The sequence below is a fragment of the Pseudarthrobacter sp. MOO13 genome (assembly GCF_058267655.1).
In genome coordinates this window covers 1,547,519-1,561,744 of the sequence record NZ_CM177848.1, presented here as the reverse complement: position 1 = coordinate 1,561,744, position 14,226 = coordinate 1,547,519, and the positions used below count along the sequence as shown (strand labels likewise).

Here is a 14,226-nt window from a genome sequence, read left to right as displayed (position 1 = left end):
GGCACCAGCACACGAAACAGCACAGCGGGCGGGAACCTTTCGGTTCCCGCCCGCTTTGCTGTTTCGTCCTGTTGTTCCTGGCCCCAGGACCGGTGTGGCCTGCCTAGATGGCGGCTACTCCGCGTTCCCCGGTCCGGACGCGCACTGCTTCATGGACGTCGATGGTCCAGACCTTGCCGTCCCCGGCCCGGCCGGTGTTGGAGCTGGCGATGATCACGTCCAGGATGTCGTCTGACTGTTCGTCGGTGGCCAGGACTTCAACGCGGATCTTGGGAAGCAGGTCCACATTGTATTCGGCTCCTCGGTACACCTCGGTGTAGCCGCGCTGGCGTCCATATCCGCTGGCCGCGCTGACGGTCAGTCCTTGGACCCCGTAAGCTTCCAGTCCTTCCCGGATGGTTTCGAGCTTTTCCGGCCTGACGATTGCAGTGATCAGTTTCATGCCCCCACACTTTCCTTGCCTGTTGCCGGCTGTGCCTGCTGTGCTCCGGCTGCGGATTCCCGGCTTTCCGCCTGGGTCTTGCCCGTCACCATGTCGTGCAGCGGCTGGAAGCTGCCACCGTGGCCGCCGACGCCGAACTCGTAGGCGGTCTCGGCGTGCAGGCTGAGGTCTGCGCCGGCGATTTCCTGGTGCTCGGAGATGCGGAAGCCCATGGTCTTGTGGATGGGGTAGGCGATGATCAGGGTCATCACCGCGGTGAAGGCGATGGAGAGCAGCGCTGCCAGGACCTGTGCCACCAGCTGGGTGGCGCCGCCGCCGTAGAACAGGCCGGCAGCCCCCTGGTCCGGGGTGGCGAGGAAGCCGATGGCAACGGTGCCGATGACACCTGCAACGAGGTGGACGCCCACAACATCCAGGGAGTCGTCATAACCGAGCTTGAACTTCAGCCCGACCGCCAGGGCAGAGGCGATACCGGCGACGACGCCCAAGGCAATCGCGCCGAGCGGGGAGACGTTGGCGCAGGCCGGGGTGATGGCGACGAGGCCGGCCACCACGCCTGAAGCAGCGCCGAGCGAGGTGGGGTGTCCGTCCCGGATGCGTTCCACAGCGAGCCAGCCAAGCATCGCGGCGGCCGGGGCTGCCAGGGTGTTGATCCAGATCAGGCCGGCCTGTTCCACGGTGGCGGCGGCGCCGGCGTTGAAGCCGAACCAGCCGAACCACAGGATGGCTGCGCCGAGCATGACGAACGGGATGTTGTGCGGGCGGTGGTTCGGGTCCTTGCCGAAGCCCTTCCGGTTACCAATGATCAGCACCAGCACCAGGCCGGCAACACCGGCGTTGATGTGCACCACGGTGCCTCCGGCGAAGTCGATGACCGGAGCGAAGGTCTGGCCGAACCAGCCGTCCTTGGAGAACAGGCCGCCGCCCCACACCATGAAGGCCAGCGGCGCGTAGACCAGCGTGGCCCAGATCGGCGTGAAGATCACCCAGGCCGAGAACTTTGCGCGGTCCGCGACGGCGCCGGAGATCAGGGCGACGGTGATGATCGCGAACGTTGCGGCGTAGCCCACCTTCAGCAGGTCCGCCGGGTCCGTGAAGTTGTGCAGGCCGAAGTGGCTGAACGGGTTGGCGAAGATCTGGAAGAAGTTGTCCTCGTTGCTCGTGGACATGGAGGCGCCCCACAGCACCCACGTGATGCCGACCGTTCCGATGGCGACGAAGCTCATCATCATCATGTTCAGTGCCGACTTGGCGCGCGTCATGCCGCCATAAAAGAATGCCAGGCCCGGGGTCATGAACAGCACGAGTGCTGCCGCAACCAGGAGCCAAACGAGACCTGCGGTGAGTTCCATGGCCTACGTCCTCTCTTGCTTTCGGTGCGGACTTGTCCGCCTGCCAACGCCTTTTTGCGTCCTGTAATGAGTTTGTGGGTGGCGTGTTTCGGCCGCGGAGGATTTAGATTGCGGGCCTGTTACAACAACCTCTAGGAAGTAAATGGTGCATATCCGCCTTGTTACGGTTATGTTTCCGCACTCGCGCAGCCACCCGGCTCCCTTTCCAGCAAGGACTTCAGCACCATGACGGCACCACCCCCGGTAAACGGCGCCAGCGCAAGGATTTGGGCCCGCCTGAGGCCGCAACGGGAGAAGCTTCCGCGGGACATCAAGGTGATGCTGGCAGCAGCGTTCCTCATCGCCCTGGGATTCGGCCTTGTTGCCCCCGTATTGCCGCAATTCGCAACAACCTTTGGGGTAGGGAACACCGAGGCCGCCGTCATTGTGGCGATCTTCGCGTTCATGCGCCTTGCTTTCGCCCCTGCCGGGGGTGCGCTGATCGGTAAACGCGGTGAACGCCCCGTTTACGTTGCGGGCCTGTTGATCGTGGCGCTGTCCACTGCGGCGTGCGCGTTCGCCCAGGACTACTGGCAACTCCTGCTGTTCCGCGGCCTGGGCGGCGCCGGCTCGGTAATGTTCACCGTTGCCTCGATGGCCCTGGTGATCCGGTTGGCGCCCCCGGAAAGCAGGGGCCGGGTGTCGGGCGCCTATGCGTCGGCGTTCCTGATCGGAAACGTCTGCGGCCCGATCGTGGGCGGGCTGCTGGCGGGGTTGGGCCTGCGGGTACCGTTCCTGGCGTACGCGGGGGCCCTGCTCGTGGCAGCCTTCGTGGTGCAGACCCAGTTGAGCCATCAGCGCCGTGGCACCGGCGAAGCCCGGGAACGCGCACCGGATATGCGTTTCGGCGATGCCCTGTCAACCGGAACCTACCGGTCGGCGCTGCTGTCCAGCTTCGCCAACGGCTGGGCCACCTTCGGCGTCCGGATGGCAACGGTCCCGCTGTTCGCCGCGTCCGCCTTTGGGGCGGGGCCGCAGGCGGCGGGCCTGGCACTGGCGGTGTTCGCCGCCGGGAACGCTGCCGCCCTGGCGTTCTCGGGCCGGCTGGCGGATTCCCTGGGGCGCAAGCCCATGATGATTTCCGGGCTGCTGGTGGCCGGCCTGTCAACCGCGTCGATCGGTATCACCCACGATCTGCCCTGGTTCCTCGCGGCATCGACGCTGGCCGGCGTCGGATCCGGTCTTTTCGGTCCTGCGCAGCAGGCCGCCGTGGCGGACGTGATCGGCAACGGGCGTTCCGGCGGCAAGGTGCTGGCCGCCTACCAGATGACGTCCGACGTCGGGGCGATCGTGGGACCGGTCGTGGCGGGCCTGCTGGCGGACGGCCTGGGTTTCGGCTGGGCGTTCGCGGTCACCGGCGCCATGCTGCTGCTGGCGGCCGGCGGCTGGTTGCCCACCCGGGAAACCCTCCGGGTTAAACCCAACTGACTCGCATTTGTTGTCGTTGTGAGCCCTCAAAACGACAACAAATGCGAGCCAGCGGGGCGGGCAGCTAGTTGTACTCAGTCAGTAGGTTGGTTGCACCTGCTGATGGGTGGTTTGCCTCCGAGGCTGCCGTGGGGCCGGTGGTTGTTGTAGAAGTCTAGCCATGGCTGCAGGGCAGCTGTCCGGGCCTGGTTGGAGGTGAAGGGTTGCCGGTAGGCCCAGCCTTCTTGGAGGGTGCGGTTGAAGCGTTCTGCTTTGCCGTTCTGCCAGGGATGGCGGGGTTTGATCAGGATGTGTTTGGCCCCCAGTGCAGCCAGTGCGTCCTGGAAATCTTTCGATAACCGGTAGGCGAACGCGTTGTCGGTCATGACTCTGCGGACGGGTGCGCCGTTGGCTGCCATGGCCGCTGCGGCCCGGGTGAGGAACCCGGCGCAGGTCGGGCCTTTCTCGTCGGGCAGGACCTCGGCGTAGGCCAGACGGGTGTGGTCATCGACGGCCACGTGGACGTAGTCGAAACCGACCCTTGTATGGCCTGTTGAGTGGTTGCGGGCGGATTGCTTCGGGCCGGCCCGCCAGCCTCCGCCGTCGGGAATCCGGCCGAGTTTCTTGACGTCGATGTGGATCATATCTCCGGGAGCGTCGCGCTCGTAGCGTCGGTCCGTGGCACGGGATGCCCGGATCCGTACCCCGGTCACCGGGTCCAGGTCCCACAGTCGGGGCATGCCCGCGCGGGTCAGGATCCGGGAGACCGTCCGGGCGCTAGTACCGCACCGGGCTGCAAGGCCCGCTGGCCCTTCGCGGTGCTCAACGCGCTGGGTCAGAACATCGGCAACGACTTTCGCCGGAGTGGCGTGGGGGCACGACCTTGGGCGGGAGCTGCGGTCCTCGAGGCCGGCCCAGCCGTGAGCCCGGTACCTGCTGATCCAGCGGTGTGCGCAGGTCCGCGAGACACCCATTTCTTTGGCCACATGGGCGATGGGGCGGCCGGCGAGGACGCGCTCGATAAGGATCCGCCTACCCTTCGGGGTCAGGCGGGCATTACGGTGGGACATGAAGACCTCTTAGTCGTTGGCTGTGTGTGGTAACCACCAACCTAAGAGGTCTTCACCTATTCACAATGCAACCAACGTCCTGACTCAGTACAGCTAGTTCAGCAGGGCGTCAACAAAGCTTTCGGTATCGAACGGGGCGAGGTCGTCGGCGCCTTCGCCCAGGCCCACGAGTTTGACGGGCACGCCGAGCGCCCGCTGGATGGCGACGACGATGCCGCCCTTGGCTGTTCCATCCAGTTTGGTCAGCACGATGCCGGTGATGTTGACCACCTCGGAGAAGACCCTGGCCTGGTTCAGGCCGTTCTGGCCGGTGGTGGCGTCCAGCACCAGCAGGACCTCGTCCACCTCGGCCAGCTTCTCCACCACGCGCTTGACCTTGCCCAGTTCGTCCATCAGGCCCACCTTGTTCTGCAGGCGCCCGGCGGTATCGATCATGACGACGTCGACTTCCTGCTCGATGCCTGCCTTCACCGCTTCGTAGGCGACCGACGCAGGATCGGCGCCGTCGATGTCGGACTTCACGGTGGGAACGCCCACCCGCTGGCCCCAGGTTGCCAACTGCTCGGCGGCGGCGGCCCGGAAGGTGTCCGCTGCGCCGAGCAGGACGTCCTTGTCCTCGGCCACCAGGACCCGCGCGAGCTTGCCTACGGTGGTGGTCTTTCCGACGCCGTTGACGCCCACCACCATCATGACGGCAGGCTTGTCCGCGTGCCGCTCCACGTTCAGGCTGCGGTCCATGGTGGGGTCGACCAGTTTGATGAGTTCCTCGCGGAGCATGGCTTTGACGTGTTCGGGGGTCCTGGTGCCCAGGACCTTGACCCGCTCACGGAGTGCATCCACCAGCTGCATGGTGGGTTCGGTGCCCAGGTCAGCGAGCAGGAGTGTTTCCTCCACCTCGTCCCAAACGCTCTCGTCGATCCGGTCGCTGGACAGCAGTGCCAGCAGGCCCTTGCCCATGATGTTGTTGGAGCGGACCAGCCGTTCCCGCAGCCGGGTAAGGCGACCTGCGACCGGCAGCGGTGTTTCGACCGGAATGGTTTCGAGTCCGGCGGCATCGTCCGGGACGGTGGTGGTGTCGACAACGTCGGTGCCGGCACCGCCGGGGGTCCCGCGTTCGATGGTTCCGGTGCTGTCATCCACTGCCGTGCCGCCCCCGGAGCGGACCTCGGGATCGTTCGCGTCCCGGGTGTCCGGGTAGCGGGTGATGTTCCTCCGCGTCTTGATCAGGACCGGGATCAGCGCGCCGATGACCACCACGGCAGCAAGGATGGACAGGACAATGGGAAGGATGTCATTCACTCCCCTAGCTTCTCATACAGGGTCCGCCCGGTCCGGGCCCCCGGCAGGGCGCCTGACCTGCTCCGATGCCGGAGGTGCGGCTGCTATACCTCGGCCCCGAGCCGCTGGCTGATGACGGTGGAGACGCCGTCGCCCCTCATGGTGACGCCGTAGAGCGCGTCCGCCACTTCCATGGTCCGCTTCTGGTGGGTGATGACGATCAGCTGGCTGGACTCCCGGAGCTCCTCGAAGATGGTGATCAGGCGCCCCAGGTTGGTGTCGTCCAGCGCCGCCTCCACCTCGTCCATGACGTAGAACGGGGACGGCCGGGCCTTGAAAATGGCCACCAACAGGGCCACCGCGGTGAGTGAGCGTTCGCCGCCGGAGAGCAGGGAGAGCCGCTTGATCTTCTTGCCGGCCGGACGGGCCTCCACGTCAATGCCGGTGGTCAGCATGTCGGCGGGGTCGGTGAGGACCAGGCGCCCCTCGCCGCCCGGGAACAGCCGCTCGAAGACCCTGACGAACTGGGCCTGGGTGTCCTCGAAGGCTTCCGCGAACACCCGTTGCACCCGGTCATCCACCTCTCTGATGATATCGAGCAGGTCCCGGCGGGACGCTTTGAGGTCTTCCAGCTGGGTGCTGAGGAACTGGTGCCGCTCCTCCAGCGCCGCGAACTCCTCCAGCGCCAGCGGGTTGACCTTGCCCAGGCTTGCGAGGTCCCGTTCGGCCCTCCGCAGCCGCTTCTCCTGTTCCTGCCGCACGTAGGGTTTGCCTTCGCGGATCTCCTCGCCACCGGCATCGACAGGAGCACGAAGGGCAGCCCATTTGTCGCCGGACTCTTCCGCCGGGACCGGCACGGGGACGTGCGGTCCGAACTCCGCGACCAAGGCCTCCGGCGTGATGCCCAGTTCGTCCACGGAACGGGTTTCCACCGCCTCGATCCTGGCCCGCTGCTGGGCCCGGGCAAGTTCGTCGCGGTGCACATTGTCTGTGAGGTCCGCCAGTTCGCGGGCCAGGGCGTCGTTGGATTCCCGGATGTCCCGGAGCCCGCGGTCCCGCAGCTCCCGGTTCTCCTCTGCGAGGTCGCGTTCGTGCCGGGCGAGCTCGACGGAGACATCCACATAGCCAAGGGCCATCTCCACCCCCGCGGAAACGGCTGCGGCCCGCCGGGCCTGGATGCGGCGGCGCCGCGCGCGGTCGGCCGCTTCCTCCCGTGCCCGGCGCTCCGTGGCGGCCGCGCGTTCCAGGGAGGCTGCCCGGCTGCCGGTGGCTGCCAGTTGCTCCTCGGCGCTGCGCAGGGACAACCGTGCTTCAACCTCGGCGGCGCGGGCGGCCGACGCGGCTCCCGCCAGCTCATCGCGGTGTTCGGTGGAGGGTTCCTGCTCGACGGGAGCTTCCTGGGCCGCCGCGAGCCGGGCGGTGATGGCTGCGAGCGCCTCTTCCTCGGCGGCCACGTTCTCTTCGGCGCGGGCCAGGGAGGCTGCCAGTCGGTCGCTTTCTCCGACGGCGCTGCGCAGGACCGAATTGAGGTGCCCCAGGCGTTCGGCGACGGCGGCGAGCCGGGCATCGGATTCATGCAGCCGGTCCAGGGCAGCGTCCGCGGCCTCCTGCGCCGCGGCGCGCCGGGCCTCGGCGGCGGCCAGGGCGAACCTGTTCCGCTCGAGGTCCGCCGTCACGGCCGACAGCTCACGCCCGGCGTCGTCCACGGCCGCCTGAACCTCCAGGAGGGATGGTGCTTTGGCGGATCCGCCAGTGGCCGAGACGGCGGTGAACACGTCGCCCTCCCGGGTGACGGCCGTCAGGCCGGGCTGCGAGGCCACGAGCGCCGCCGCCGCATCCATGCCGGGGACGACGACGGTTCCGGACAGCAGGTGCCGTACCAGGGAGACCTCCACCGCCGGGCCGTCCACCAGTCCGGCAGCCCACCGGGCCTCGCCGGGAAGCTCCAGGTCCGGGGCGTCCTGTGGCTGGTCCACGTCCGCGGACGCCAGGAGGAGGGCCGCGCGGCCGCCGTCGTCGTCTTTTAGGGCCTGCAGGACCGCGGCCGCCGTGCCGGCGTCGTGGACGAGGACAGCATCCGACGCCTGCCCCAGTGCAGCAGCGATCGCGGCCTCGAACCCGGCGTGCACGGTGAGTGCGGCGGCGAGGCTGCCCCGGATGCCCGGAAGACCGGACTCCAGCGCGTGCCGGGCGCCGTCCTTGCGGTCAAGGCCGAGTTTCAGGGCGTCCAGGCGCGCGACGAGGGCATCGCGTTTGCGAATTCCTTCGTTGACTGCGGTCTTGAGGCCGGCGATGTCGCCCAGCACCGCATCGAGCACGTCACTGGCGGCCTCGTACTCGGCGTCGAGGGACTCCTCTCCCTCCTCCACTCCCGCCACCTGGTTTTCCAGGGCCGTGAATTCGGATTGTGCCTTCGCGCGCCGTTCGGTGCCGGCGGCAAGGGATTCGCGGAGCCGGCCCAGCTCCGCCTGGGCCGACTCCACCCGGGACCGTGCCGCTGCGACCTGCCCGGCGAGGCGCGCCAGGCCTTCCCGGCGGTCAGCGGCCGCCCTCAACTGCGCGGTGAGCCGCTGGTCCTCGGCGCGCGCAGCCTGTTCGGCGTCGGCCTTCGCCGTGCTTGCGGCGTCCAGGACTCCGCGACGGCGCACGATGTCCGCTTCGAGTTCGGCCACCTCCTGCCGCACCCGCGCGGCTTGGCGTTCCAGTTGTTCCGGGTCCCGCCCGGACGGTGCCGGGGCGTCGTCGGAGCCCAGCAGGCGGCTCCGTTCGGTGGCCAGGGTACCCAATGAACGGAGCCGTTCCCGGGCGGTGGAGAGCCGGTACCAGGTGTCGCGGGCAGCGTTGAGCCGGGGGGTGGCCTCCGCGGCCAGCTGTTCCAGCGCGGCCTGCTGCCTTCGGCCGGCTTCAAGTTCCTGTTCGACGGCGGTCCGCCGGGCCTTGAGCGCGGCTTCGTCGGCCACGTCCTGTTCCAGGGCCTGCTGGAGCTGGACCAGGTCATCGGCCAGGAGGCGTGCCCGGGCGTCCCGGACATCGAACTGGACACGCTGGGCGCGGCGGGCCACTTCCGCCTGCTTGCCCAGCGGCGTGAGCTGGCGCCGGATCTCCCCGGTGAGGTCGGTCAGCCGCTGGAGGTTGGCCTGCATCGCCTCCAGTTTGCGGACCGTCCGCTCCTTGCGCCGCCGGTGCTTGAGGATGCCGGCCGCCTCTTCGATAAATCCGCGCCGGTCCTCCGGGGTGGCGTGCAGGACCCGGTCCAGCTGCCCTTGGCCCACTATGACGTGCATTTCCCGGCCCAGTCCGGAATCGGACAGCAATTCCTGGATGTCCAGCAACCGGCAACCGGCTCCGTTGATGGCGTACTCGGAACCTCCCGTCCGGAACAGGGTCCGCGAAATGGTCACTTCGCTGTATTCGATGGGCAGGGCGCCGTCGGTGTTGTCGATGGTCAGCGAGACGTGGGCGCGTCCCAGCGGCGGCCGGCCGGACGTCCCGGCGAAGATAACGTCCTCCATCTTGCCGCCGCGAAGCGTCTTGGCCCCTTGCTCGCCCATCACCCAGGCCAGGGCATCAACCACGTTGGACTTGCCGGAGCCGTTGGGACCCACGACGGCGGTGACGCCGGGTTCGAAGTCGAAGGTGGTGGCCGACGCAAAGGACTTGAACCCCCGGACGGTGAGGCTTTTGAGGTGCAAGGCTTTCCTGGTCTCCTGGCGGGGGTAGGGAACGATGCTGGAACCGGCTCCCTATAATCTACTGCGCAGGAGCGACATTTCCCGTCCAGCACTCCGCGGCCGGCGGCGGCGCCCCCGGCCAATATGCATGATCGGGCGCAGCAAAGGCATAGTTAAGCTCTTGGGCCTGCACTGATGTGGGTACAGTCACCGCGTGGCTGCAGGACAAAAACGAAGAGGGGCTTGAATTGGCAGGTAACGCAACCTTCCGGCACAGCAATACCGCGCTGCTTTCCGTAAGCAGCGTCGAGGCTCCGCGGATCGTCAGCTCCACGGATTTCGACCGCAAACTGGCCTCCACCCTGCAGAGGCTGAAGTTTCCGCCGCGGCTGCTCGAGCGCGTGGCCGGTATCACGCACCGCCGCTGGTGGGCCGCGGGGACCTCCTTCGATGATGCTGCCATCGAAGCCGGCGCCAAAGCTTTGGCCGAGGCGGGCATCGAAGCGTCGGAGGTGGGCCTGCTGATCAACACGTCAGTGACGCGGCGGAACCTGGAACCATCCGTTGCGGTGAAGATCCATCACGGACTCAGCCTGCCGTCGTCGGCCATGAACTTCGACCTCGCCAATGCCTGCCTGGGGTTCGTCAACGCCCTGACCCTGGCCGCCAACATGATCGATTCCGGCCAGATCCGGTACGCAGTGATCGTTAACGGCGAGGATGCCCAGCTGACCCAGGAAGCCACGCTTGCCCGGCTGCAGCGCCCCGAAACGACGCGTGACGATTTCAACCGGGAATTCGCCACCCTGACGCTCGGTTCCGGGGCGGCCGCCGCCGTCCTGGGTCCGGCGGACCAGCACCCGGGCGCCCACCGGATCGTGGGCGGTGTGATGCGGGCCGGCACCGAGCACCACGAACTCTGCGTGGGCGGCATCGACGGCATGGCCACCGACACCAAGGGCTTGCTCGACGGCGGCCTGCAACTGGTGGTCGATGCCTGGCATGAGGCCCAGCCGGAGTGGAACTGGGCGGAGATGGACCGCTACGTCACGCACCAGGTGAGCAATGCCTACACCCAGGCGATCATCAACGCGATCGACCTTGATCCGGACAAGGTACCCATCACCTTCCCGCACTGGGGCAACGTGGGCCCCGCGTCGTTGCCGATGACGCTGGCCGCCGAGACGCAGACCCTGGGAAGCGGTGACAGGGTCCTGTGCATGGGCGTCGGTTCGGGCCTGAACACCGCAATGCTGGAAATCGTTTGGTGACCGCGGCCTGGCCGGGCGTGGACGCCGAATGGTCGCGCCGGATCGAGGTTCCGTCCACCGCGGCCGCGGACCCGGCAAGCACGGTGCGCCGCTGGCATGTGCTCGATAACGGCCCGCAACTGGAGCGGCTGGGCCTGGCCCCGGCCGGAACCCTGCTGTGCGTGCACGGCAACCCCACCTGGTCCTACCTCTGGCGGAGTTTCCTGGCCGCCGGAACCGATCCGGTCCATCCCTGGCGCGTGGTGGCGGTGGACCAACTGGATATGGGCTTCTCCGAACGCACCGGTGTGTTCCGCCGCCTCGCCGACAGGATCAGGGACCTCGGCGACCTCACCGATGCGCTGGGCCTGCACGGTCCGGTGGTCACCGCCGGCCACGACTGGGGCGGCGTGATCAGCCTCGGCTGGGCCCTGGCCCACCAGCACCAGCTCGCCGGCGTGGTCCTCACCAACACCGCCGTCCACCAACCCGGCAGTTCCCGGATCCCGGCCGCCCTGCGCCTGGCGCTTCACCCCGCCGTGCACAAGTGGGGAACCACGACGTCGGACGCTTTCCTGCGGGTGACGCACTCGCTCGCCAGCCCGCCGCTGCCCGCGGATATCCGCGATGCCTACATGGCCCCCTACCGCGGGGCTTCCCGCCGTGAGGGGGTGGGAAACTTCGTCGCCGATATCCCCGTGGACGCATCCCATCCCAGCCATCCGGAGCTGGCGCGTGTGGCCGAGGGCCTGCGCGGCCTGGACGTCCCCGTCCTGATGTTGTGGGGCCCGCGGGACCCGATCTTCTCCGACCGGTACCTCAAGGACCTCATCCAACGGATACCCGCAGCCAAGGTGCACCGCTACGAGGGCGCCGGACACCTGCTCGCGGAAGACCGGGACATCGCACCGGCCGTCTTCGACTGGCTCACCGCCAACATCGCCGGCAGCGGTGCCGGGACGGACGGAACCGGGGCGGCCGGCAGTGCCGGGACGCAGGGCACCGGACAGTGCCACCCCGTCCCCGCCGCGCAGGACACGTTCCGCCCCCTCTGGGCACTCCTCGGTGAACTGTCAGCCGGTCCTTCCGGTACCGGGACCGCCATTTCCGAGATGGCGCCCGACGGCAGCGCCGGCCGCTCGCTCACCTGGGCAGAACTGGAAAAAAACGTTGCCGACGTATCGGCCGGGCTCGCCGGTATGGGCGTCGGCAGCGGAAGCCGCGTGAGCCTGATGGTCCCTCCCGGCGTGGACCTCACGGTGGCGCTCTATGCCTGCCTGCGCCTGGGAGCCGTGGTGGTGGTGGCCGACGCCGGCCTGGGCACCAGGGGGCTCAGCCGTGCCGTAAAGGGTGCCACCCCGGATGTCCTGGTCGGGATCGACAGGGCACTGGCGGCAGCCCGCGCCCTCGGCTGGGCTGCCAGGCTCGTCAGCGTGCACGACCTGCCCGCCGCGCGCCGCCGCATCCTTGGGGTGGAAACGTCCCTCACCGCCTTGGCACGGGCAGGTGCCCGCAGTGGACACCGCACCGCCGACGGGCCGGACCCGGACCAGCCCGCAGCCGTCCTGTTCACGTCCGGTTCCACCGGACCCGCAAAAGGCGTCGTCTACACGCACCGGCAGCTGGCAGCGATGCGCGACACCGTGGCGGAAACCTTCGGGATCCATCCGGGTGACCGGCTGGTGGCGGGCTTCGCGCCGTTCGCCCTGCTGGGGCCGGCCCTGGGCGCCGTCTCGGTGACGCCCGCCATGGACGTCACGGCCCCCCGAACCTTGACGGCACGTGCCCTCGCCCGAGCGGCCGCGGCTGTTGACGCAACGGTGGTCTTCGCCTCCCCTGCGGCACTGCGCAACGTCCTGGCCACCCAAGACGGCCTCACCACCGGCGACGCCGCGGTGTTGTCCCGCGTCGAACTGCTGCTCTCCGCCGGCGCCCCGGTTCCGGAACCCCTGCTCGCCGGGGTGCAGCGGCTGCTGCCCCGGGCCTCGCTGCACACGCCGTACGGAATGACCGAAGCCCTTCCCGTCACCGACATCAGCCTCGAACAAATCTGCGCCGCCGGTACCGGGAACGTAGCGGGGGCCGGCAACGGGGTTTGCGTGGGCCTGCCCGTCCATGGCGCCCGGGTCGCCATCCTCCCGCTGGCCGCGGACGGCACCGTTCCCGGCGACGGCACCAGTCCCGGGGCCGAGCCCGTGACGGCGCCCTGTGTCACCGGGGAGATCCTGGTCAGCGCCCCGCATGTCAAGGAGTCCTACGACCGGCTCTGGCTCACCCAGCAGGCGAGCGCGGCCGCGGCCGGCTGGCACCGCACCGGGGACGTGGGGCACTTCGACGCCGAGGGCCGACTGTGGGTGGAAGGGCGCCTGGCACACATCGTGACGGCTCCGGGGTCGGTGGTAACGCCGGTGGGCCCCGAACAGGCCATCGAATCCCTGGACAGTGTCCGAATGGCCGCCGTCGTGGGAGTGGGACCGGTGGGGACCCAGGCCGTCGTCGCGGTCGTGGAAACCGTGCCGGCCGTCCGCAAGGCCGGTCCCGCTGATCCCCACCTGGCCGCACGGGTGCGTGCGGCGGCGGCCGCAGCCGGCGTGTCCGTTGCAGCCGTCCTGGTGGTGCCCGCCCAGCCCACAGATATCCGCCACAACGCCAAAATCGACCGGACCCGCCTGTCCCTCTGGGCGGCGAAGGTGCTCGCCGGCGGCCGTCCGGGAACGCCATGAAGGTCCTGGTCACCGGCGCGAGCGGGCTCCTGGGCCGGGAGGTGGCCGCTTTGCTGGTACGCCGGGGCCACGCCGTGGCCACCTTCCAGCGGCGTCCCTCCAGGGTCGACGGCGCCGAGGACCGTTGCGGCTCCCTCACCGACGATGCAGCGGTCCGGGACGCGGTACGGGACATGGCCGCGGTGGTCCACCTTGCCGCCAAGGTTTCCTTCACCGGCCGTGCAGCGGACTTTGACGAGGTGAACGTCCAAGGAACCCGGCGCCTGCTTGACGCCGCCCGCGAAGCCGGGGTGCGGGACCTGGTGTACGTGTCATCCCCCTCCGTGGCCAACACGGGCGCCGCAATCGCCGGGCAGGGCGCCGAACCGGCGGACCCCGGGCACGCGCATGGGAACTACGCGCGCACCAAGGCCCGCGCCGAACTGCTGGCCCTCGCAGCGGACGCCCAGGACTTCCGCACCACCGCGGTGCGCCCGCACGTCGTATGGGGTCCGGGAGACACCCAGTTGGTGGAGCGTGTGCTGGAGCGGGCCGCGCGGGGCCGGCTGCCACTGCTCGATGCCGGCGCTGCCCTGATCGACACCACGTTCATTGACAATGCGGCGGCCGCCATCGTCGCGGCACTGGACCGCATGGGGCACGTCCACGGCAAGGCCCTGGTGGTCACTAACGGGGAACCCCGGCCTGTCGGGGAGCTGCTGGCAGGCATCTGCGCTGCAGGCGGAGTGCCGGCTCCGTCGTGGTCCGTGCCCGGCAGGCTTGCGCGGAGTGCCGGCTCGGTGGTGGAACGGGCCTGGCTCCGGTTTGGCCGCCAGGAGGAACCTCCCATGACGGCCTTCCTTGCCGAGCAGCTGTCCACGGCCCACTGGTTCGACCAGCGAGAAACCCGGAGGCTCCTGGACTGGACCCCGGAGGTATCGCTGGACGAGGGTCTGGCACGGCTGGCCGGCTACTACCAGCCAGGTTCAACGGCGGGCACGCAGCGCACCTGAGG

At 68.8% G+C, this 14,226-nt stretch carries 9 protein-coding genes; 4 read left to right on the top strand and 5 right to left on the bottom strand.

The annotated features are described in order from the left end of the window. Positions 1-103 precede the first annotated feature (103 nt). Both AC4EEO_RS07275 and AC4EEO_RS07270 read right to left on the bottom strand, forming a co-directional pair. Positions 104-442 carry a P-II family nitrogen regulator gene (locus AC4EEO_RS07275; protein WP_018760008.1) on the bottom strand — a complete coding sequence of 113 codons (339 nt, stop codon included), beginning with the start codon at positions 440-442 and terminating at the stop codon, positions 104-106. After that, on the bottom strand, positions 439-1,794 hold the full coding sequence (locus AC4EEO_RS07270; RefSeq protein ID WP_018760009.1) for an ammonium transporter: 1,356 nt from the start codon (positions 1,792-1,794) through the stop codon (positions 439-441). Before AC4EEO_RS07270 ends, AC4EEO_RS07275 begins: the two co-directional genes overlap by 4 nt. A gap of 225 nt (positions 1,795-2,019) precedes the next feature. Between AC4EEO_RS07270 and AC4EEO_RS07265 the strand changes: the two genes are divergently transcribed. Beyond that, positions 2,020-3,261, top strand: a complete 1,242-nt coding sequence (locus tag AC4EEO_RS07265; protein WP_491340175.1) for an MFS transporter — start codon at positions 2,020-2,022, stop codon at positions 3,259-3,261. Positions 3,262-3,335: 74 nt separating this feature from the next. On the opposite strand, the gene AC4EEO_RS07260 is transcribed toward AC4EEO_RS07265, so the two are convergent. The 3 genes from AC4EEO_RS07260 to smc form a co-directional block, all read right to left on the bottom strand. Then, positions 3,336-4,310, bottom strand: coding sequence for an IS481 family transposase (locus AC4EEO_RS07260; protein ID WP_491340174.1), 975 nt, complete (start codon positions 4,308-4,310; stop codon positions 3,336-3,338). A 93-nt stretch (positions 4,311-4,403) separates the two neighbouring features. Next, entirely contained in the window at positions 4,404-5,609 is a 1,206-nt protein-coding gene (gene ftsY, locus AC4EEO_RS07255) for a signal recognition particle-docking protein FtsY (protein ID WP_018760011.1), read from the bottom strand. Positions 5,610-5,692: 83 nt separating this feature from the next. After that, positions 5,693-9,280 (bottom strand): chromosome segregation protein SMC, encoded by a 3,588-nt coding sequence (gene smc, locus AC4EEO_RS07250; RefSeq protein ID WP_491340173.1) that lies wholly within the window; start codon positions 9,278-9,280, stop codon positions 5,693-5,695. Between the two features lie 227 nt (positions 9,281-9,507). On the opposite strand from smc, the gene AC4EEO_RS07245 reads away from it, so the two are divergent. Genes AC4EEO_RS07245 through AC4EEO_RS07235 form a run of 3 tightly spaced genes read left to right on the top strand, consistent with a single transcriptional unit; the run spans position 9,508 to position 14,224 of the window. Beyond that, positions 9,508-10,530 (top strand): 3-oxoacyl-ACP synthase III, encoded by a 1,023-nt coding sequence (locus AC4EEO_RS07245; RefSeq protein WP_491340172.1) that lies wholly within the window; start codon positions 9,508-9,510, stop codon positions 10,528-10,530. Continuing rightward, a complete protein-coding gene (locus AC4EEO_RS07240; RefSeq protein ID WP_491340171.1) occupies positions 10,524-13,232 on the top strand; it encodes an alpha/beta fold hydrolase in 2,709 nt (902 codons plus the stop codon). Before AC4EEO_RS07245 ends, AC4EEO_RS07240 begins: the two co-directional genes overlap by 7 nt. Continuing rightward, positions 13,229-14,224: an NAD-dependent epimerase/dehydratase family protein gene (locus tag AC4EEO_RS07235; RefSeq protein ID WP_491340170.1), complete on the top strand. Its 996-nt coding sequence runs from the start codon at positions 13,229-13,231 to the stop codon at positions 14,222-14,224. Before AC4EEO_RS07240 ends, AC4EEO_RS07235 begins: the two co-directional genes overlap by 4 nt. Positions 14,225-14,226: the final 2 nt, after the last annotated feature.